The sequence below is a fragment of the Rossellomorea sp. ABR4_012 genome (assembly GCF_056159545.1).
Map to the genome: position 1 here is coordinate 228,563 of NZ_JBSWVK010000005.1, position 20,645 is coordinate 249,207.

The 20,645-nt window shown below is 40.5% G+C and carries 28 protein-coding genes; 9 read left to right on the forward strand and 19 right to left on the reverse strand.

Translation table 11 applies throughout. The features are described from left to right. Positions 1-41: 41 nt before the first annotated feature. The 3 genes from ACXAFV_RS19265 to ACXAFV_RS19275 all read left to right on the forward strand — a co-directional run bounded on the left by ACXAFV_RS19265 (position 42) and on the right by ACXAFV_RS19275 (position 1,813). Complete coding sequence (locus tag ACXAFV_RS19265) at positions 42-557, forward strand: YjcG family protein (protein WP_475128843.1); 516 nt, start codon at positions 42-44, stop codon at positions 555-557. A gap of 5 nt (positions 558-562) precedes the next feature. Next, positions 563-988, forward strand: coding sequence for a GNAT family N-acetyltransferase (locus ACXAFV_RS19270; RefSeq protein ID WP_475128844.1), 426 nt, complete (start codon positions 563-565; stop codon positions 986-988). 150 nt (positions 989-1,138) lie between these two features. Further along, the gene (locus ACXAFV_RS19275; protein ID WP_475128846.1) at positions 1,139-1,813 is read left to right on the forward strand and encodes a DUF421 domain-containing protein; all 675 of its coding nucleotides are present in this window, start codon (positions 1,139-1,141) and stop codon (positions 1,811-1,813) included. Here ACXAFV_RS19275 and ACXAFV_RS19280 read toward each other — a convergent pair. The 10 genes from ACXAFV_RS19280 to ACXAFV_RS19325 form a co-directional block, all read right to left on the reverse strand. Next, positions 1,810-2,709, reverse strand: a complete 900-nt coding sequence (locus ACXAFV_RS19280; RefSeq protein WP_475128847.1) for an MBL fold metallo-hydrolase — start codon at positions 2,707-2,709, stop codon at positions 1,810-1,812. The two genes, ACXAFV_RS19275 and ACXAFV_RS19280, sit on opposite strands and share 4 nt — an antisense overlap. Before the next feature lie 111 nt (positions 2,710-2,820). Further along, entirely contained in the window at positions 2,821-3,102 is a 282-nt protein-coding gene (locus tag ACXAFV_RS19285; RefSeq protein WP_475128849.1) for a hypothetical protein, read from the reverse strand. A gap of 128 nt (positions 3,103-3,230) precedes the next feature. Beyond that, entirely contained in the window at positions 3,231-3,491 is a 261-nt protein-coding gene (gene spoVIF / locus ACXAFV_RS19290; RefSeq protein ID WP_446246068.1) for a sporulation-specific transcription regulator SpoVIF, read from the reverse strand. 220 nt (positions 3,492-3,711) lie between these two features. Continuing rightward, positions 3,712-3,831: a YjcZ family sporulation protein gene (locus tag ACXAFV_RS19295; protein ID WP_175988484.1), complete on the reverse strand. Its 120-nt coding sequence runs from the start codon at positions 3,829-3,831 to the stop codon at positions 3,712-3,714. A gap of 81 nt (positions 3,832-3,912) precedes the next feature. Then, a complete protein-coding gene (locus tag ACXAFV_RS19300) occupies positions 3,913-4,602 on the reverse strand; it encodes a DUF421 domain-containing protein (protein ID WP_475128850.1) in 690 nt (229 codons plus the stop codon). A gap of 15 nt (positions 4,603-4,617) precedes the next feature. Then, on the reverse strand, positions 4,618-4,974 hold the full coding sequence (spoVAE, locus tag ACXAFV_RS19305; protein ID WP_475128852.1) for a stage V sporulation protein AE: 357 nt from the start codon (positions 4,972-4,974) through the stop codon (positions 4,618-4,620). Between the two features lie 19 nt (positions 4,975-4,993). After that, positions 4,994-6,010 (reverse strand): stage V sporulation protein AD, encoded by a 1,017-nt coding sequence (gene spoVAD, locus ACXAFV_RS19310; RefSeq protein WP_475128854.1) that lies wholly within the window; start codon positions 6,008-6,010, stop codon positions 4,994-4,996. Continuing rightward, positions 6,010-6,480 (reverse strand): stage V sporulation protein AC, encoded by a 471-nt coding sequence (spoVAC, locus tag ACXAFV_RS19315; protein ID WP_475128855.1) that lies wholly within the window; start codon positions 6,478-6,480, stop codon positions 6,010-6,012. The genes spoVAD and spoVAC overlap by 1 nt, the downstream gene beginning before the upstream one ends. 12 nt (positions 6,481-6,492) lie before the next feature. Then, a complete protein-coding gene (locus ACXAFV_RS19320; protein ID WP_475128856.1) occupies positions 6,493-6,960 on the reverse strand; it encodes a sporulation protein in 468 nt (155 codons plus the stop codon). Between the two features lie 270 nt (positions 6,961-7,230). Continuing rightward, positions 7,231-7,587: a DUF1360 domain-containing protein gene (locus ACXAFV_RS19325; RefSeq protein ID WP_475128858.1), complete on the reverse strand. Its 357-nt coding sequence runs from the start codon at positions 7,585-7,587 to the stop codon at positions 7,231-7,233. 135 nt (positions 7,588-7,722) lie between these two features. On the opposite strand from ACXAFV_RS19325, the gene ACXAFV_RS19330 reads away from it, so the two are divergent. After that, entirely contained in the window at positions 7,723-8,163 is a 441-nt protein-coding gene (locus tag ACXAFV_RS19330; protein WP_475128859.1) for a CotY/CotZ family spore coat protein, read from the forward strand. A 66-nt stretch (positions 8,164-8,229) separates the two neighbouring features. On the opposite strand, the gene ACXAFV_RS19335 is transcribed toward ACXAFV_RS19330, so the two are convergent. From ACXAFV_RS19335 to mgtE, 5 genes are all read right to left on the reverse strand, one after another. After that, on the reverse strand, positions 8,230-8,742 hold the full coding sequence (locus tag ACXAFV_RS19335) for a CotO family spore coat protein (protein WP_475128861.1): 513 nt from the start codon (positions 8,740-8,742) through the stop codon (positions 8,230-8,232). A 165-nt stretch (positions 8,743-8,907) separates the two neighbouring features. Continuing rightward, positions 8,908-9,684, reverse strand: coding sequence for an enoyl-ACP reductase FabI (fabI, locus tag ACXAFV_RS19340; RefSeq protein ID WP_475128862.1), 777 nt, complete (start codon positions 9,682-9,684; stop codon positions 8,908-8,910). An 80-nt stretch (positions 9,685-9,764) separates the two neighbouring features. After that, positions 9,765-10,250: a DinB family protein gene (locus ACXAFV_RS19345; protein WP_475128864.1), complete on the reverse strand. Its 486-nt coding sequence runs from the start codon at positions 10,248-10,250 to the stop codon at positions 9,765-9,767. Between the two features lie 101 nt (positions 10,251-10,351). Further along, the gene (locus ACXAFV_RS19350; RefSeq protein ID WP_475128866.1) at positions 10,352-12,214 is read right to left on the reverse strand and encodes a monovalent cation:proton antiporter family protein; all 1,863 of its coding nucleotides are present in this window, start codon (positions 12,212-12,214) and stop codon (positions 10,352-10,354) included. A gap of 21 nt (positions 12,215-12,235) precedes the next feature. After that, positions 12,236-13,627: a magnesium transporter gene (mgtE, locus tag ACXAFV_RS19355; RefSeq protein ID WP_475128867.1), complete on the reverse strand. Its 1,392-nt coding sequence runs from the start codon at positions 13,625-13,627 to the stop codon at positions 12,236-12,238. 236 nt (positions 13,628-13,863) lie between these two features. On the opposite strand from mgtE, the gene prpE reads away from it, so the two are divergent. After that, entirely contained in the window at positions 13,864-14,601 is a 738-nt protein-coding gene (gene prpE, locus ACXAFV_RS19360; protein ID WP_475128869.1) for a bis(5'-nucleosyl)-tetraphosphatase PrpE, read from the forward strand. 95 nt (positions 14,602-14,696) lie between these two features. Here prpE and ACXAFV_RS19365 read toward each other — a convergent pair whose 3' ends face one another. The 4 genes from ACXAFV_RS19365 to ACXAFV_RS19380 form a co-directional block, all read right to left on the reverse strand. Beyond that, positions 14,697-15,641: an RluA family pseudouridine synthase gene (locus ACXAFV_RS19365; protein ID WP_475128870.1), complete on the reverse strand. Its 945-nt coding sequence runs from the start codon at positions 15,639-15,641 to the stop codon at positions 14,697-14,699. Further along, entirely contained in the window at positions 15,616-16,413 is a 798-nt protein-coding gene (locus ACXAFV_RS19370) for an NAD kinase (RefSeq protein WP_098352856.1), read from the reverse strand. Before ACXAFV_RS19370 ends, ACXAFV_RS19365 begins: the two co-directional genes overlap by 26 nt. Positions 16,414-16,433: 20 nt before the next feature. Next, positions 16,434-17,099 carry a GTP diphosphokinase gene (gene yjbM / locus ACXAFV_RS19375; protein ID WP_475128872.1) on the reverse strand — a complete coding sequence of 222 codons (666 nt, stop codon included), beginning with the start codon at positions 17,097-17,099 and terminating at the stop codon, positions 16,434-16,436. A 104-nt stretch (positions 17,100-17,203) separates the two neighbouring features. Further along, positions 17,204-17,575 (reverse strand): UPF0738 family protein, encoded by a 372-nt coding sequence (locus tag ACXAFV_RS19380; RefSeq protein WP_475128873.1) that lies wholly within the window; start codon positions 17,573-17,575, stop codon positions 17,204-17,206. 129 nt (positions 17,576-17,704) lie between these two features. Here ACXAFV_RS19380 and ACXAFV_RS19385 point away from each other — a divergent pair, with 129 nt between their 5' ends. From ACXAFV_RS19385 to ACXAFV_RS19400, 4 genes are all read left to right on the forward strand, one after another. Beyond that, entirely contained in the window at positions 17,705-18,286 is a 582-nt protein-coding gene (locus ACXAFV_RS19385) for a CYTH domain-containing protein (protein ID WP_475128874.1), read from the forward strand. Positions 18,287-18,353: 67 nt separating this feature from the next. Further along, on the forward strand, positions 18,354-18,992 hold the full coding sequence (locus ACXAFV_RS19390; protein ID WP_475128876.1) for a lytic transglycosylase domain-containing protein: 639 nt from the start codon (positions 18,354-18,356) through the stop codon (positions 18,990-18,992). 252 nt (positions 18,993-19,244) lie between these two features. Then, a complete protein-coding gene (locus ACXAFV_RS19395; RefSeq protein ID WP_475128877.1) occupies positions 19,245-19,646 on the forward strand; it encodes a globin domain-containing protein in 402 nt (133 codons plus the stop codon). Continuing rightward, positions 19,639-20,505 (forward strand): ClpXP adapter SpxH family protein, encoded by an 867-nt coding sequence (locus tag ACXAFV_RS19400; protein ID WP_475128878.1) that lies wholly within the window; start codon positions 19,639-19,641, stop codon positions 20,503-20,505. Before ACXAFV_RS19395 ends, ACXAFV_RS19400 begins: the two co-directional genes overlap by 8 nt. Positions 20,506-20,645: the final 140 nt, after the last annotated feature.

Sequence of the window (20,645 nt, forward strand, 5' to 3'; positions counted from 1 at the left end):
TATAGTTTTTATTAGTGATATATAGAGGAGGATTGAAGAAAATGAATTATGGTGTTGTCATTTTCCCATCAAAAAAGCTTCAGGATTTAGCAAATTCGTATCGTAAACGTTACGATCCTCATTACGCTTTGATTCCACCACATTTGACCCTAAAAAATGTGTTTTCAGCTGATGATGATCAAATTAAAGATATCGCCGATAAGCTGAGAAACGTCGCAAAGAACTATGACCCATTTAACTTAAAGGCTTACAAAGTAAGCTCGTTTCAGCCAGTAAATAATGTTATTTATTTCAAGGTTGAGCCTACACCTGAATTAGAAGGCCTTCATCACGATATGCATAAAAGGGAAGTCTTAGACGATGAGCCAGAATTTGCATTTGTACCACATATCACTATTGCACAAAAACTTTCAAACGATGAACATTCGGATATTTTTGGTTCACTCAGCATGCTGGGTGTAGACCATGAAGAAACGGTCGACCGCTTCCACCTATTGTATCAGTTAGAGAATGGTTCCTGGACTGTATTTGAAACCTTCCGTCTTGGAAAGGAATAATGACCTTGAAAGTTGAAATCGCTAAATCAGAATCACAGCTTGAAGAAGTTTTTCAAGTGAGGAAAACAGTTTTTGTGAATGAACAAAATGTTCCTTTGGAAGAAGAAATTGATGAATTTGAAAATCAATCGACCCACTTCATTTTGTATGATGACGATCAGCCTGCAGGTGCCGGCAGGTTTCGTATGTTAGATGGGGTTGGAAAAGTGGAAAGGATCTGTATCCTAAAAAACCTCCGTGGAAAGGGTGCCGGCAGGGAAATCATGCTGGCCATTGAGCAATTTGCAAACAATCATTCCATACCTAAACTTAAATTAAATGCTCAAACCTATGCCATACCCTTTTACGAAGGATTGGGCTATCAGGTTGTCTCTGAGGAATTCATGGATGCGGGAATCCCCCATAAGACCATGGTAAAAACATTATCTTAGTCCAGCGCCTTTAATATTGAAAAAGATCAATCACCGCTTTTTGCCGGTAGATTGATCTTTTTTATTTTGGCGGGAAGAATACCCTTCGAATGAGTATAAACAGAAGTTAAGTGGACGATAATGTAAGAGTATATGGGGAGGGGGATACCTATGGAGATCATGTCAATAGCCGTAGAACTCGTGGTCGGCTATTTTGCCCTTTTGATTTTAACGAAAATATTAGGAAAAACACAAATAACACAAATATCCGCCTTTGATTTTATTTCTGCGTTAATATTGGGGGAATTGGTCGGAAATTCCCTTTATGATAAAACGATCAGTGTTTGGCCCATCCTTGCAGCTATTTTCATCTGGGGGTCCTTGATTTTCTTTACCGAATACTTCACCCAAAAATCCAGACGGTTTCGCCATATAATGGAAGGCACTCCGGCGATTGTCGTCAATAAGGGAAAGATAGATTTTAAAGAATTAAAGAAGAACCACTTAGATTTAAATCAACTTCAGCATTTACTTAGGGCCAAGGACATTTTTTCCGTACGTGAATGTGAGTATGCGCTGCTTGAATCCAATGGAACATTAAGTGTTCTAAGAAAACCCATGTATGAAAATGTTCAGCGGGCGGATTTAAACATTAAGCCTGACCATGTAAGTCTTCCATTGTCATTGATTGTGGATGGAGAAATTGTATATGATAATTTAAAAATAGCGCATCAGCAGGAAGAATGGCTGCTGAGCGAAATAAATAAACACGGCTTCCAATCACATAAAGACGTTTTATATGCTGAATGGAAAGAAGGCGAAAATTTATTGGTTCAGGGCTATTAATCAGTAGCCACAACTTTCGGTTCATTATTCCTGACAATGAACTTTATCCGTTTTTGACGTTCCAGACTTGCTAAATAAGCAGTTACAGAAGTGCGAAATAACAGCCATTGACCCAAGCTTTTCACATCTATGTTATGTAAGGTTAGAAAATCTTTTGTAAGCTTTTCTAAGGATTCACCGTGCTCTTTATTTTCAATCAGCTGATAAAGGGCAAACAGCCTTTCAATGTGAAGCTTTTGATTTTCTCGTATGGTATCATGAAAGTTTTCTTCAAATTTACCGTGACCCGGGATTGCTCCTTTACATTGGATGTGAAGGAGTCTCTCTAATGAAGATAAAGTTTGATCTGCATCAATGATAAAAGGAATCACATGCTTTTCCAGAGCATCGCATCCAAAATAACCGTCGCTGGCGTATAGAATATCTTCAATAAGCAATCCAGTCTGAGCATATGAATGTCCTGGCAAATCAAGTGCATGAATCTCAAACGGTCCTATCGTATTTTCCCCATTCTGTAGGTGGTAATCGATCTTGACTGAAGGTCCTTCGAGAAATTTATTTCTTAATTCCTCTATCGGATTTGCTCCATTAAAAAGATAAATAGGTTCCAGGATTGGGTTTGCCATAATGGATGATTCAAGGGCAGGTGCATACAGTTGAATATCCATGACACTCTTTAAATAGGCTGCACCGCCAAAATGATCTGCATGTGCATGAGTAATGATACAGTAATCCAAAGGCAGTGAATGTTGATTTACTATTTTTAGTACTTTTTTTATTGACGAATCATCCAGCCCTGTATCAATGAGCAGTCCCCTGCCATCTTTCTTACAATAGCCGATGTTTACTGCACCGGTAAACGCATAGCAATGCTCGGTAAACTGTTGAAGCTTCAAGTTCTTCATTCCTTTCAGGAAGGCTTGCCCCAAGTTAACCCGGCCTGATCCAATCGCCTTGCCTCTGCTTTTGTATACGAAGCTCTTATGGCCTGGATCTTTGAGGTATCGTTATACATATTCGTTAAAATAGGTGCCTTTTCCTGTTACTTTTGCTATTATTTCTGTTGGAATGGGACTTCTATGGAGTTTTCTTGTGTGGGTCTTCATTTCTTTTTCCTGGTTATTTTGCGGGTGGGCGTTCATTTCTTCGGGGTCGGTTTGTTTTGATTTATTTTTCAAGGCTTTAATAGGCTGTACCGGGATGAATCGAAAAGGATGTTTGTCGACTTTCATTCCCCTTTCCTGGTACTGTTTATATTGATGGTGAGGAATAGGAGCAATGTATCCCATTTAGATGACCTCCTTATGATGGTTTTACCCATTTTCTAAATTTTTTTAAACCTTATTGAAAAACAAAAGAGAATTAACATAAAATACGTGTCTTCACGCACTTTTATGTCCATTCTCTTTTAAAAAAATTATTTTTTCCCTTTATTAAGCATATTCGATATGGTTCCAAAATCCAGTTGCTTTCCATCGTTCACGATTGACTTTACAATTTTGTCTTCCATTTCTTTATTAACAGGCTTGTTGGCAATTTTAGAAACACGCTTAATTACATTTCTGACAGTTGCTTCATCTTTGAAATTAGCATTTTGTAACGAGTTGGCAAGCTCAAACACTTCGTTCATGTTGACGCCTGTCTTCTGCTCAAGATTCTTAAAAAAGTTGTTATTCATGAGTAAACCGCCTCCTTTTTAACTATAAGCATCATATGTAAAAAAACGGAGAGCGTGATTATTTCCATTTCTTTTAGTTAAAGCCAGTTTAAATCAGTGTCAGCGGCTTCTGTTCTTATTGTGCTGCAGCTACCTTCTTATCTCAATTAAAAAGTCCGTGAACTAAAAAAAGACAGGATCTCTCTATACGAGGATTCTGCCTTTTAATTTTGCTTCTTGATTAGCAGAAGCTAGCTCCAACAATAATTAACAAGATGAATAAGACGACGATTAACACAAAAGTAGATCCATAACCCCCGCCATATCCGCAGCCATAGCCATATCCATATCCGTAAGGCATTCAGCATCACCTCACTTTACCTTTAGTCATTTATAACATATGTAAGTGAGGGGTATTCCGTATGGGCTTTTTTTAATTTTGTTATGTGTTTGTCCAATTGTATAGGTCGAATGTCAAATTACCCTCACTGTCCAATTGTGCCAAAAAGATGGATTCTGTAGTCAGCTGCCTTCTAGAGAGTTCTCTTAATAACCACTGTCTAGTATATCCCACTTCCTTTAAGGCTTCTTCATCGATATTTCCGTCTTCAATTACGGCCTGAGGAGGAGTCGAACGCTGTAAATCAGCCTTCAGATCTTCACGTAACAGCGGCTGCTTCTCTTTTTTCAGCAGCACACTCAAATCTCCGTTTGTATCTAAAGTAGCGAATTCAACATCCGCGGCCCGGAATACATCTTTCTTTCTTAATTGCTCAAGAAGTTCATCAATTGAATACTGTTCTTTCCTCAGCGCATTTTCATCAATTTGTCCATCTTTTATAAAGACAGATGGCTTTCCTTCCGTAAATCTTCTGAATCTGCTGCTTTTCAAAGAAAGATAAGAAAACAACAGAGGAAATAAAAACCACAGAAAGATGCTCATAAGACCTTCACTCAACGGCAGGCCAAGGTCCATTGAAAGCGTACCTGCTATGCTGCCTACTGTGATTCCTGTAATATATTCAAAAAAGGATAACTTTGACAGCTGTTTTTTTCCAAGTAATTTTGTTATAAAAAACAAAGAAAGAAGAATGAATAAGCTTCTAATCGCTACTTGCAAGTATTCAGGCATATTTATTTCCTCCTATTACCCCTTTGGTTTAAAAAGGAGTGCCCCTATGAATCCAAAAACGATCGCTGCGGATATACCGGAACTTGTTACTTCGAACATACCTGTCAACACACCTACTAGTCCGTGCTCCTGGGATTCCTGCATCGCACCGTTTACAAGCGCATTCCCAAAGCTCGTAATCGGTATGGTCGCTCCCGCACCTGCAAAATCGATCAATGGTTCATATAATCCAAAGCCTGAAAGTATAGCGCCTGCCACCACTAATAGACTTAAGGTATGGGCCGGTGTCAATTTCGCTACATCAAACATCAATTGTCCAATGACACAGATGATTCCTCCTATGACAAATGACCAAAAGAACATCGCTACCATTTTACGTTTCCTCCTTTACTTACAAAAATTCAATGGACACAGCATGGGCAATACAAGGAATCGTTTCACCTTGTTGAAAGGTAAGGGGCGATAACAACGCACCGGTTGCCACCACTAATATCCGTTTGTAAGTCCCTTTTTTCATTTCATTCAATAAGTGTCCATAAAGTACCGTTGCCGAGCAGCCTGGACCGCTTGCCCCCGACTGAACAGGCTGATCTTTCCCATAAATAAGTAAACCGCAGTCCTGATATTGCCGGTCAGTCAGGGTATATCCTTTTTCTTTCAGCATTTCCATGGCTGTCTGTCTGCCGATTGCAGCAAGATCTCCCGTTACGATTAAATCGTAATAAGAGGGATCCCTGCCCAAATCCTGAAAATGCGAGGCAATCGTATCAACCGCTGCCGGTGCCATTGCGCCCCCCATATTAAATGGATCTGTTAAGCCCATATCGATCACTTTTCCGATCGTCGCAGATGTAACCCTCGGACAAGGAGTTGAAAGTCCGGCACCATTTCCCACTACTGCATAACCTGCTCCTGTAACGGTCCATTGAGCGGTAGGCGGCTTTTGCCCGCCATACTCAGTCGGGTAACGAAACTGTTTTTCCGTGGCGGCATTATGACTGGAAGCGCCTGTGATCACTTTTTCAGCACCTTGATAATTGACCAAAAACCCTGCAAGTGCAAGACCTTCCATAGATGTAGAACATGCACCGAACAATCCGAAATAAGGAATGGCATATGACCGTGCTGCAAAGCTTGAAGGAGTAATCTGATTAATAAGGTCACCAGTCAAAAAGAATTGAATATCATCCTTTTTAAGGGATTGCTTTTCAAGCGCTATCCCGACCGCGTCTTCAATGAGTACCCGATTTGCTTTTTCATACGTATCCTGGCCCATCCATAAATCGTCGTAAAACCGATCAAATTCAGCTGCCAGTTTTCCCTTTTTTTCAAAAGGTCCCCCGACTACTCCCGTAGAGATAATCGCAGGCTGAGCCGGGAAGACCCATGATCTCGAACCCTTAAGCATTAAATCACTCCCCATCGTATTAATAACGTTTTAATAAGCGCAACCACAAATGCCGAAAATACACCGAACACAATCACGGAACCGGCCAATTTAAAGATGTTGCCTCCTACACCAAGGACATAGCCTTCTGTTTTATGTTCGATTGCTGCAGATATAACTGCATTTCCGAAGCCCGTGACGGGAACTGCACTCCCCGCTCCTCCAAACTGTCCTAAATGGTCATAGATGCCGAAACCGGTGAGGATCATCGCAAAAAACACCATGGTGGCCACTGTTGGGTTCCCAGCTGTCTGCTCTGTGAAATTAAAAAAGTAAATATAGAAGTAACTTACTGCCTGGCCTATAAGACAAATCGCTCCTCCAACAAAAAACGCTTTAGTGATATTCTTTAAAAGTGGCCTTTTCGTTTCATATTGTTTTTCAAGTTTTTCATACTTCTGCTGTTCGGGTGTTTTAGGTGTTTTTCCCACAAGGTATTCCTCCTATGTCTTTTCCTTTTGAAGCTCGATAATATCCTTGAACTCCTTTTCAGCCTCTTTTTGGGTTATCGATTTGTGCTGGATTTTTTCTTTCAACCGAACGGTTTCAAGAAATATTTTGTAATCACTCGATAAGATAAAATCTTCGTCGGGATATTCATCCTCGAGGTATTTTTCCATGTTCTTTTCGATTTTCTTCATTTTGAAGCGTTGCAAATGCTTCACTTTATAAACCACCAATGTTTCGTCTTTACTTTGAATTACAGCAACATCATACAGTTCCCGTTTTTTTGCCAGCTTCTTTTTTATAGCATGTCCAAAGCTATCCGTTTCAGGATTATCGACCAGTTCAATCGGAGGCGGATCGGTTGTCTTTAATAGCGCAATTTTACTGTCATGTCCATCTTCCTTGTTGGAACAGCCGGCAACTAGCATAAAAGTTATAAACCCTGCAAATAAACATTTCTTCATACAATATCCCTCATTTTTTTATATACTCATCCCTTATTTTTTTCTTAAAGTCTAAATTTATGAAAAAAAAAAGATCGCTCTAAATGAGCAATCTATTTTTTCTTCGTTTTCGATCCACATCCGCAGTCATTTTTCTTTTTATAATCTGATGTCGTTTTTGTTGGTTTAATCACTTTATTCCCAGTGTATTTTATCAATTTCATGCCTCCTTCACATGTGGTTATTTCATTATATGTGAAAAGGAGTGTGCTTGTTTCCACTAATTACCTACTATTTCGGTCCATTCCAGTTCTGTACTGCCGCTTCGATGACAGCTGCTACACCTGCAACAGCGAGTAACGTAATAAAGGGACCAAAAATAAAAGGAATCCAAAAATAGCCACCGTACAAAAACATACTTACCCATATCCCTGTACACCAGTAACAGGATAATAACTGACCTGCGAATCCTTTGAAACCTTCTGTCTTTGGAATCAGGTAAACCTCTTCCACCCCGTTCTCTTCCTCCACTACTTCATTAAAGAAAGGCGACCTTAGAAATTCCGTTATCTTATCAAAAACAATCAAATGAGTCAGTCGAAAAATGGCAAAACCTAGAGTTACGAACTGTACGAAAGTGAACTCCATTTAGATCATCCTTTCTCCAATAATAAATATATACAAGCCCAAATTTTTAAAAGAGGGCAGATGTCCGTTACCTAATCGCCTACACCACAATATGTTAGTAATGTAAATGAAATTTATTTTAAGGAGGAACTTTATATGGGTTGCGGAAGAGATAGAGATTTTGGAAAAAGAGATCTCGGCTGTGTATGTCAAGCAGTTCGCGCTATTAAAGATATTCAAGACGCTGGTGACGAGTGCAACGAATGCCGTAATGACTGTTTCCTTGAGCCGCTGGGAACAATGGTTAGCCCCGCTAACCGTGTAAACACCCGTGTCTTCAAGTTATACCTGAAAAACGGTGATACGTTCAAAGCACATGTCAAAGGAAGCAAATGGAAATCACCATTTTTCCGTGTAAAAGAAGTATTTGACAACTGCTGTGCTACTTTACAAGTACTAAAGCCAGATAAGGTCGACGGCACGGAAGATACGATGGTTGAGTGGGAACTAACAGGCGATTGCGTGACGGTTGACCTGGATTGCTTCTGTGCGATTCAATGTATCAAAGATGTATTTGTTGACTTATGTGAAGATTAATAAGTCAGGTATAAATGACTCAAGCCTGTAAGAAAAAGCCAGCCGGGAAACCCCGCCTGGCTTCTTTTAGTGTAAGCCTATCATCTTAATTGATTTCAAAGAATCTTTTGGAATCAACACTTCATCTCCGCGGAATGTTTTAATTTTAATGCCTGAGTCGTCCATAGAGATAAGCACGCCTTTATAAGCATCGGTATCGGTTCTGAATTCACAAGGGAACGGAACTTTACCGTTGATACTGGCAGTAATATACTCCAGCTTTTCTTCCAGATTCAATTCTTTGAATGGTTTCAGCCTTCTGAATGATTGGATTGCAGACTTGGGTTCTTCTCCGGCAAGCTGGGGGTGAGGATGAATTTCCTCATTAATCTCGCTAACAGGCTTTTTGGACTTTGACGATTCCGCTTCCTCATGATGTTTCTCTATTTTGTTTTCAATTGGTTTGGTTGAAAGCTTTTCTTTTTTCTCCTTTGATTTTGTGGAACGATATGTTACCTGCATATTCCCTTTGACTTCCTGCAGCTTTGGCTGCTGAATATATAACAAGGGTTCCTTGCTTGATGCTTTATCTTTTTTCATGAAGCACACCTCCAATTCATCTCCACTTTTATATGTATGCAAATGGTGCACGTCAGTTTCATTTTTTCAGGAATTTTCATTCACATGTTCGGTTATTAACAGACATAAAAAATCCCGCCAGCCAATTTCGCCAGCGGGATTCCACTTATATTTTAGTTCATTTCATTAACCAAGAATATGATAGCCGGAATCAACATGCAGGTTTTCTCCAGTGATTCCTCTTGAGAGGTCGCTGAATAAGAACACGGCAGTGTCTCCAACTTCTTCTTGAGTTGTATTACGGCGCAGCGGCGCACGCTCTTCGATTTCTTTAAGGATGGAGTTAAAGTCCCCTACACCTTTAGCGGAAAGTGTTCGGATCGGACCTGCAGAAATGGCATTCACACGGATCCCGTGCTTTCCTAAGTCACTTGCAAGGTATTTAACACTAGCTTCAAGCGACGCCTTTGCCACACCCATTACATTATAATTCTGCATCACTCTTTCGCCGCCTAAATAGGTCATGGACACAATACTTCCACCTTCAGTCATTAAATCCTTGGCAGCCTTTGCAACTGCTGTCAACGAATAAGAACTAATATTGTGTGCAAGAAGGAATCCGTCTCTTGTCGTATTCATATAATCTCCGACAAGCTCTTCTTTATTTGCGAAAGCGATACAGTGCGCAAGCCCGTGAATCACTCCCACTTCCTCTTTAATTGTAGAGAAGCATTTCTCTATGTCTGCATCACTTGTTACGTCACACGGAAGTACCAGCGAGTCTTCTCCGCCTTCCAGTGTCTCTGCAAGATCTCTTACACCTTTTTCAAAACGTTCTCCTGCGTATGTAAAGATTAAACGTGCCCCTGATTGATGAAGGGAACGGGCAATCCCCCAAGCAATACTTCGTTTATTGGCAACACCCATGACGACAAATGTTTTGCCTTCTAATGAAAGAGTCATTATTATCCTCCTATTGTTACAAGTTATTAGTACCTGATACTAATTCTACATGAAACAACAAAAAAAGAAAAGGTTCAATTCTATGATAACTTCTTTTTCGTCTCTTCAATTTGATCAATATGTCTCTCTTCATGCCTGCCAAGGAGCTCGAGAACCTGCCAGACCGGCATGTTTCCAAATCGATGATGATCCATTGTTTTACGGGCCAGCTGGTGTTCAGAGTATTTTTCAATGAATTCCTCTGTCAGACTTCTTGACGTTTGCAAGACAATCATTAATTGTTCACTTGTGTGAAGTTCTTCAGGAGGGTCAATGGGTGCTTTAAGCTTCTTGCTTTTATCATCAAACACACTCAAGTCCACTGCTTCTCCCCATGAATCCGATTGCTCATTTGCAGCTTTTAATGCCAGCTTCAGAAAGCGGGTCTCTGCCCCAGCAAGATGCAGGACTATTTGAGCTATGCTCCACTCATCCGGTGAAGGTTTTTCATTTAATTTTTCAAAAGACATCCCTTCCAGACTTTTCTTCAGTCTTTCCCTAATGTCGATTACTTTTTTTTCCCACATTTTTCTCCATCTCCTCTCTCTTATATAACTAATTAGGTATCGGCCCGTAAAAATCCTCTATGGCGGCATAAGAAAACTCCCCGGGAGACCGGGGAGTTTCGTTAACAATATTCACAGAATTCAAGTTCTCGTTTCAGTTCATCAACATATTCTTTAGATCCGGTCACGATCAACCGGTCATTCATATGAAGTTCAGTGTCACCATGTGGCACGATGGAGTCTTTTCCCCTGAAAATACGGACAAAGATCACATCTCCTGTAAACGGGAATTTCCTCAAGGTCATCCCTTCGAACTGGCTGTTCATCATTTTAATTTCATACAGTGACATTTCCTGGTTCGTGAGGATATTCATCACTGACGGTGATTCAATCATGGCTCTTAACAATGCTTTGGTTGAAAGGAACACTGAATATACTTCAATCCCCTGCTCTCTTAGTGTTTCATGCATATCAGGGCTCTCAACTCTTGCGATGACCCTTTCTACGCCTCTATCTTTAGCAGCAATAGAAAGGGTTGCATTCGCCTCTTCATCCCCGGTCGAAATCACAAGGATATCTGCCTCAAACACGTTAAACTCTTCTAATGTATCAAGCGCATAATTCTCGATTTCATTGATTTTAAACAATGAGTTTGCAATGTTTTTGTCCGATTTATCTTGAATCGTGTGATAAAGGACAGATTCATACAGCGAGGATTGCAGTTCCCTGGATGCCGGCATGGTCATCTGGTTTGCCCCCAGGAACACTACTTTCAATTTCTTTTCATTTGCGCTTTCACGCGGAAACAGCTTTTTAAAGACGATCGGTGTAATGATACATGCGATGACTGCCACCAGAATCAAGGTTCCGCTCATCTGAGGAGTAATGATCTCCATTCTTTCAGCGATTTTTGCAGCAGCAATTACCAGGGAAAGAGTGGACGTAAGCAAGAAAGCGGAAGCTAATGTGGTTTTTGTATCATACCAGATCTTCAACAAGTAAACCGGCAGAATTTTTGAAATCAGGAATGCAAGCAGCAATAATGGAATCAAGAGGAGCATTTTCTTGTCGCTCAGCAAAGTCTGAAGATCAAGTTCCACTCCCACCATTACGAAGAAAATCGGAATCAGAAACCCGTATCCGAATGAATCGAGTTTCTGTACCATCTCCTGATTAGGTGCCAGTAAAGAAACCAATACCCCAGCCAAAAAAGCTCCAAGGATATTTTCGGCTCCGACCGTTTCAGATACAGCCACCAGTAAAATGATGAGTGTGAACACAGCGCGTGTCCCTATTTGTACAGTACCTGTCGATAAACTTTTTATGAAATTATTATTTTTCATGCGCTTGCCTAAAAGATAAAGGATGACACCCACTCCGAACAGAATGAGAAGCAGCCACATATTCCCGTGTCCTTCTCCGTAAAGGGAGACGAATACAGCAAGCAGAATCATGGTCACAAGATCTGCGATTACAGCAACAAGCAAAATAATCTGACCAATCGCGGTTTTTGAAATATGAGCCTCTTTCAATGTCGGGACGACTACCCCCAATGAAATGGTCGAAATAATCAGGGTCATCAAAAAGGCGTTTTCTATCAAACCAAAAAATACAAATAAGTAAGAAAGCCCGAGAGAAACAAAGAATATCCCAATAAAAATAACGGTTGCCACTTTCAGTCGGTTCGGCTCTTCCTTACCGCTCGGAAGAATTTCTTTTTTATTCTTGCTGTTAGAGAATGCTTTGAAATCGATTTCCAGACCACTCAGGAACATTAAGAAGATGAACCCGAAGGTCGATAAAGTTTCAAGCCACATATCTTGATGAACAAGGTTTAATCCGCTCTTACCGATTACAAGGCCCATGATGATCTCAGCGATGACCACAGGAATAAAATTCAACTTAAAACGATGCAGCAATATAGGCGTCAAAAAAGCGACAATGATGACGATCACCAGTGATGTTACAGAGGCATGCTGTTCCATGATGCTCTCCCCCTTTTCTTTCTATATAAGGTAATTCATGAACAATGTAGCTAATCCAAAATATATTAAGATACTTATAATATCATTAATTGTTGTAATGAAGGGTCCTGAAGCCACGGCAGGATCGACTTTCAATTTATGCATCAAAAGAGGGACAAGAGTGCCTGCCAATGTAGCTACAAATAATGAAATCATAACTGAAATTCCAACCAGGATCCCTAGAAAAAAAGTTCCCTTCCACACATACACAATCATGCTGACCACAACACCGCATGTCGTGCCGGTAATGAGTCCTGTTCCTGCCTCACGTATGATGAGAGCAAGTTTATTTTCCTTTTCCAAATCACCAGTCGCAATCCCTCTAACGGCCACAGCAAGTGCCTGAGTACCTGTATTTCCCGCCATTCCGGCAATAAGCGGGATGAAAACAGCAAGAATGGCTACTTTATCCAGGGTTGCTTCAAATCGCCCGATCAGACTTGCGGTGAACATTCCAAGGAATAATAACGCGATCAACCATGGCAGGCGTTTTTTTGCTGCATTGAAAGGGTTTCTGTCAATCGAGTCCAGATCAGCAATACCCGCAAGCTTGGAGTAGTCATCCGATGCCTCTTCCTCCATGACATCCATTATGTCATCAACCGTAATGATCCCAAGCAGATGTTGTTGAAAATCAACAACCGGCAAAGCAAGGAAATCGTAGTCCTTCATTTGTCTGGCAACGGCTTCCTGATCCTCACTCACTCCAACTGACATGACCCTTTCACTCATGATTTCAGATATCATGACGTCATCATGACTGATGATGAGATCCCTTAATGAAATAACTCCGACAAGCTTTTTATCATCGTCGACCACATAAATATAATAGATCGTTTCTGCATTAGGCGCTTCATTCTTAAGGATATACATGGCAGACCGGACTGTCTGATTTTGTGAGATGGCCACATACTCGGTTGTCATGATACTACCGGCGGTGTACTCTTCATAATGAAGGAGCTCTTTTATTTCTTTAGCTGAGTCGTCATCCATAATGGTTAAATAGCTGACTACTTGATCTTTATCAAGTTCATTCAGTACATCAACCGCATCATCTGCATACATATTCGAAAGCATTTCAGCTGCATATGTTGGGTTCATTTCTGCGAGTATTTCCTGATAGTCTTCTTCATCTTTATCAAGACTTTCAAACAATTCGGCCATTTCTTCCGGAGATAGGTAATGATAAAGGCGGATTCTCAGTTCATCCTCGATCCTGGAAAAGAATTTAGCCTGATCATAAGAGTGTAACTGGGTGAATTCCGACCTGAACAAATCCAAATCTTCCTGTAGAAGGGCTCTAATGAGAAGCTCTTCATCATACATTTCTTTGTCTTGTTTTTCATTATTGTGTTCTTTGACTGCTTCACTCATTATGGCACACCCTCCTTTTATGTTAATCCCATATAGTCGTAATAATACTAGCAAATCTTTTAGAAAATGTCGCCCGTTAACTTAGCACATCTGCCTTCCTTTTGTTTATGTAAAGATTTCGAATTAAAATGGTGAATAAATAATCCTTTTTTTTCAAACACTGAACCATTAATATGTCATAAAAAGAATAAAATGAAAAGAAAAAAGTTTCTCCTAAATAGGAAAGAAGGTGCAAAATGAAGATTGATGTAATTGGAGATATACACGGTTGTTTCCAAGAATTCAGAAAGCTTACTGAAAAACTCGGTTATAATTGGAGCTCTGGACTCCCCCGCCACCCTGAAGGAAGAAAACTTGCATTTGTCGGTGACCTTACTGACCGTGGCCCGCACTCATTAAAAACGATTGCAGTTGTCGCTTCCCTTCAGAAGGAAAGGGAAGCTTACTATGTCCCCGGGAATCATTGTAATAAGCTTTATCGTTATTTCTTAGGAAACAACGTGAAAATCCTTCATGGTCTTGAAACGACGACGGCAGAATTAAGTGCTCTTACAGAGAAAGAGAGAAACGAGTATAAGAACTTATTTATCAACTTATACGAAGATTCACCTCTTTATCAGATCCTGGATGAGGGGAAATTGATCATCGCACATGCAGGGATCAAGGAAGATTACATAGGAAAAAACAATAAGCGTGTTAAAACATTCGTTCTTTATGGTGACATAACCGGGGAAGTGAATGAAGACGGTACACCTGTCAGAAGAGATTGGGCGAAGGAATACAAAGGTGATGCCTGGATCATTTATGGGCATACTCCCGTAAAGGAACCCAGAATGATGAACAACTCGGTCAATATCGATACGGGCGCTGTATTCGGAGGGAAGTTGACCGCTTTTCGTTATCCTGAAATGGAATTAATAAGCGTGCCTTCAAGCATGCCGTTCACAGAAGAAAAATTCCGTAGCTTTCCATGAGAAAACCTGACTTTCTTATGCTTTGTAGAGAACCGTTGAGCAATTCTCAGCCATGAATGAAGCTGAACCATCCAAAAAGAGATTCCCCGCACAAATCAACACGAGGAATCTCTTTTTTCTTTCTGCCCTAAAAAGCTCAAAACGCTTTTCATATCACTTGCCAACGGACTCTCAAAAACCATCCATCCCTTTTTCATAGGATGATAAAAAGAAAGGGTTTTACAATGAAGTGCCTGCCGCTTAATAAGCTTGTTTTTACCTCCGTACAAATCATCGCCCATTAGAGGGTGACCGATCGATGCCATATGCACGCGTATTTGATGCGTTCTTCCTGTAAGGGGACGCAAGGATAAATGAACAGCTTCGTCAAATTGGCATAGGACATCGAACACGGTCTTTGCATATTGCCCATCACTCCGGACTTCTCTTTCGATAATACTTGTATCTTTGCGGCCGATCGGTCGTTCAATGACTCCTTGATTACTGTTCATGACGCCTTCAGCCAAAGCTTCATATGTCCTGGAAATTTCTCTTTCCTGCTGTTGAAGACTGAACAAATGATGCACGTGGCGATGCTTGGCCACCAATACTAATCCGGATGTGTCCCGGTCAAGCCTGGTGACGATATGAACAGCGGATGCCAATCTGCATTCTTTGTAATAACCCGCAATCCCATTCGCCAGAGTGCCTGTACAGTGTTCTTTTGACGGGATTGAATACATGCCCCATGGCTTCTCAACAACCAGGACATCACGGTCTTCATACATAATCTTCAAAGGCAGACTATCAGGCATTAATTTTTCACTGCCTGTCTCAGGAGGAAAAACCAGTTTGACAATATCGCCTTCCTTTAAGACATGACGAACGTTCACTTCTGTGTCATTGACGGAAATCGCCCCTCCATCGAACTTGACCGAGGTCAGCGTACGTTTAGAAATCTTCTGGTCAATTAGAAATTCCCGCAGCAGCCTTCCATTAAACTCAGAGGGGATGAACCATTGAAGCGAATAACCTTTATTCATCCGCCACGAATGAGTCATGTACCCTCTTCCAAAAAGGAAAGGGACGGAAGCGGGCAAAGCGGATTTTCTCATCTGCAACACGGTACTGAATGGACTTCACATCTTTATGAAGAAGGGAAAGATGGTCGATCGTCACCAGAAAATCCGGACCATTGACAGGCTTTAACATACATGTATGATGAGCCGGTAAAATTAGCGGGGAACCGATTGTACGAAAAACCCTATTATTGATGGATGCCATTTCAGCAAATTGAATAGCCGGCAAAGACGGATGTATGATTGCGCCACCCAGTGCTTTATTGTACGCCGTACTCCCTGAAGGAGTAGATAGACATAATCCATCTCCCCTGAAACGTTCGAAATGCTGTCCCCTGATTTCCACATCCATGACGAGGGTTCCTTCAACACTCTTCACTGTAGACTCATTTAGAGCTAAATAACGTGTTTCTTTTCCCCCGTGCTGATACCGGATGATCGTTTCCAATAACGGATATTCGATAATTTGATAAGGAGTTTTTGCAATCGCGATAACAAGCTTTTCGATTTCTTCCGGCACCCAGTCTGCATAAAAGCCGAGATGACCCGTATGTACTCCCACAAAGGCAGTCTTATCAAGCCTGGATCGATAGCGGTGAAAGGCATAAAGCAGCGTCCCATCTCCGCCTACCGATATGACGATGTCAGGCTGGTCTTCATCATATGTCAAATTGAAATCCTGTAAGTAGGTTCTCATTTTGTGCATCAGTGTATTGGACTTTGAATCACCCTTTGACGTAATAGCAAACTTCATTCGTATTGACCCCCTTCTTCTCACTGTTTGTGAATTCTTTTATCGGTCGTGCCGCTTCCCCTCTTATCCTTCTCCATCTTGTTTGTGAAAATAGCCTGTGCTTCCTGGATTTCTTCACGGATCAGGCTCATTTCTTCATCCAGACGAAAAGCTGCTTCTGCAGCACCTTGCAGCCTCATTCGAATTCTTTCAGGAAATTGGCCGCTGTACTTATAATTCAAAGAGTGCTCAATTGTTGCCCAAAAATTCATCGACAGCGTTCTTATTTGAATTTCTACAAGGATATTTTTCTCTCCCTGGATTGTCTGCACTGGATAATCAACAACGACATGATAGGATCTGTAGCCGCTCGGCTTTTTATGGGTGACATAGTCCCTTTCTTCAATCACGGTGAAATCCTTGCGGGCACGGAGATGCTCCACGACCACATGTATATCTTCCACGAATTGACACATCATCCTGAGACCTGCTATATCCTGCATCTCACTCTCAATATCTGAAAGCGCAATTCCTTTTTGATTCGCTTTATCGAGGATGCTGGCAATCGGTTTTACTCGACCGGTTACAAATTCAATCGGTGAATGAGTATGTTGAAATTCGTATTCCCCGCGCATTCCTTTCAGTTTCACTTTTAGCTCATCCACGGCTTGATTATAGGGAGCCAGAAATTGATCCCAATGATTCATTCCCTCACCTCATTTGAAACATCACTCTGTTTCTTTCTTACAGGTTATATATATAGCTGGTTATTTTGAAAGTTAATATATGAACTCCTGCCTGATTAAGAGAATTATTCAATAAAAGCGGATTCAACCTTCTTAACCATTTCGTCGCCGTAATTCCCGTTTCCTTCTATATTGCTGATAAGATAATTCAGCTCATCTTGAAATTGATCTAACTCCAATGATTCATCGGAACTTTTCACGATTACAGGAGCATTTTCTTCAAGTGCTTTTTTCAACTCTCCCCATATTCCTTCTTCTAAGTACAGGTATACATATTCCTCTTCGTTTTCTGCTAAATAAACGAAGGCGAATCGGTCGGAATCTGCAATCATTTGACAAGCGGGCTTGATCCCTTTTAACAAGTCTGTTTGTTCCGTATGTAAGTGTAAAACACCATTTTTAAATTTTGCTTCATTGAATTGAACGATTTTTCTCATGGCTATCTTCATCCTTCCTTAAAACAATCAGTCTTATTTTATCATAAGACACGATTTACATCTAAACATTGAAGTTCCTTTCCAGAAAAGAGATAATACAAGTATTAAGCAATGAAAGGATGCTTTTCTTTGTCACAAGAGATTGAAATTGAATTTAAGAACTTGTTAAAAGAAGAAGAATTCATGAGATTAACCAAGCATTTTATGATAAAAGATACAGATTTCATAAGCCAGGACAACCATTATTTCGATACCCCTGACTTTCAGCTGAAGGAGATGCAGTCTGCTTTAAGAATCCGACAAAAGAACACGTTCTTCACGCTTACGTTAAAAACACCTGTCGAAGAAGGGCTGCTGGAAACGAATCAACCCCTTTCTGAACAAGAAGCCTACGACCTTTTGAATCAAGGTGTTTTTCCGGATGGAGAAGTAGGAGAGTTTCTTCAAAGACTTGGAGTTTCAAACCCTCTCATTCAACATTTTGGGACTTTAACCACAAAGAGAGCTGAAGTCGATTTTGAAGGTGGTTTGCTCGTTTTTGATGAAAGTTCCTATTTAGATAAAGTAGACTTTGAACTGGAATATGAAGTGAAGGATTATAAGCAGGGAGAAAAAATCTTCTTTAATTTATTAAAGGAACACAGGATACCCAAAAGGGAAACGGAAAATAAAATAAAACGTTTTTATCGGGAAAAAGTAAGAAATCCGTAGTAAAACACATATCAGATCTTCCGATATATAAGATGAAACACCCATTTAACAGACAGGAGTCATTAGTATGAATGTCCAACAATTAAAAACGATGATGGAACTCCAGGCACTCAATAAACTGGGTTCCGTTTCCTCTATAAACGCTGACGGCCAAAGCAATGACTTATTCCAACAGCTATTTACTCAGGCTTTGAATAATGGCGGTGGCCTTTCAACAAATGCCGATACCCTTGGCGCCGTAAAGAACATTCTTGAAACACATCCTGCCTTTACAGTTTCCCAGCCACCCAGGTCTTTGTCAGCAATAAATAAAGCCGAGTTCGCGGCTCCAAAATCCGTAGATGATATTATTTCCAGAGCTGCAGACAAGTATCACCTTCCCAAAAAGCTGATACATGCTGTAATCCAGCATGAATCAGGATTCAAACCTGATGCTGTCAGTCCTGCCGGTGCATCAGGTTTGATGCAGCTGATGCCTTCCACTGCAAGGGGCCTTGGGGTGACCAATATATTTGACCCTGAAGAAAATGTCTTTGCTGGTACGAAATATTTAAAACAGATGCTTGATAAATATAACGGGGACATTGACCTGGCATTAGCTGCCTATAACGCTGGTCCTGGAAATGTCGATAAGTACAATGGGATTCCTCCTTTCAAGGAAACAAACGCATATGTAAAAAAAGTAACGGAAACGTTTTATGCTTGATTGTTCGTATTATATGAAAAAATATATCATGCTCTATGAAATAAGAGCCCTGCTAAAGTCAGCAGGGCTCTTGTCATGAATGCTATTCAATTAGAATTTTATTCATTCTCCTAACCTGTTTTTCGGGATAACCAAAACCAATCTGGCAACACTAACTTTACAGATTCGTGCAGTATCAAGGCTATTTGTTTGAGATATACATGAATGCTTGCTAGAATAAACTTACATTCTAAGTAAAAAGGAGTCCTTCTTATGGTCGAGAAACCGAAAATGCCTTATAACTTAATCGGCGAAAAGAAACTCTCCATGCTCGTTGATGCATTTTATAATAGAGTGTCTAAACATCCTTTGTTGGCACCTATTTTTCCGGATGATTTAACAGAGACGGCCCGTAAACAAAAACAATTCCTTACCCAATATTTAGGCGGCCCCCCTCTATATACCGAAGAACACGGTCACCCTATGCTGCGCGCCAGGCACCTTCCTTTCCCAATCACTGAAGAAAGAGCGAAAGCATGGCTGAGCTGTATGCATGAGGCGATGGATGATGTGGAACTTGAAGGCCAAGTGAGAGAAGACTTTTATCACAGACTTGTCTTAACTGCACATCATATGGTAAATACGGAGACACCGGAGAGAGCCAACATTGACTAGTTTAAATAACTCAAATCCGCTCAAATCTTGTGGAGCTGAAAAGAAACCACTGGAAATATATATGTTTGTAGATCCTTTATGTCCGGAATGCTGGGCATTAGAGCCAATATTAAAAAAACTCAGGATTGAATATGGTCAGTATTTTCGCATCCGTTATATTCTAAGCGGCCAGCTTTCTTCATTGAATATCGCAACAAAGCGAAAACAGGAAGACCTGGCACAGCAATGGGAAAAAACAGCCAGCCGTTCGGGAATGTCCTGTGATGGAAGTTTATGGATCGACAATCCGATAGATTCACCCTATATCGCCTCTTTTGCCATTAAGGCCGCAGAGCTTCAAGGAAAGCATTCGGGTATACGGTTTTTACGATGCTTACAGGAGCGGTTGTTCCTACAGAAACAAGATATATCAAATTTTGAAGTTCTCAAGGATTGCGCCAAGGAAGCAAAACTCGATCTTAATGAGTTTATGAATGATATTCACTCATATTCTGCATCAAAAGCGTTTCAATGTGATATAAAAATCACAACGGAAATGGAAGTCGATAAGATCCCGACCCTGGTCTTTTTTAATGAAAATATAGAAGATGAAGGGCTGAAGGTTACAGGTTTGTATTCCTACGAGGTATATGTCCATATCATTGAAGAGATGCTGACAATCAAGCCTGAAAAAAAACCATTGCCTTCACTTGAAGACTTCATGAAATATTACCGCCTGGTCGCATCAAAAGAAATTGCCGTGGTATATGACTTGTCTATTGAGGAAGTAGAAAGACAAATGAAGAAATGGACCCTGCAGCAGAAAGTGAAAAAGTTACCTGCAAAGCATGGAACGTTTTGGAGATATATTGCTGATTAACTATTGCGAAATAATAAATACCCATTTAAACAAGAAAAGCCGATGTTGTTTCCAACATCGGTTTTTCAATACGAACAAAGGGGATGGGAGAAATTTTTCACGGTCAAACAAAGGGGTATATGTTTGCTTGTGATCAACTT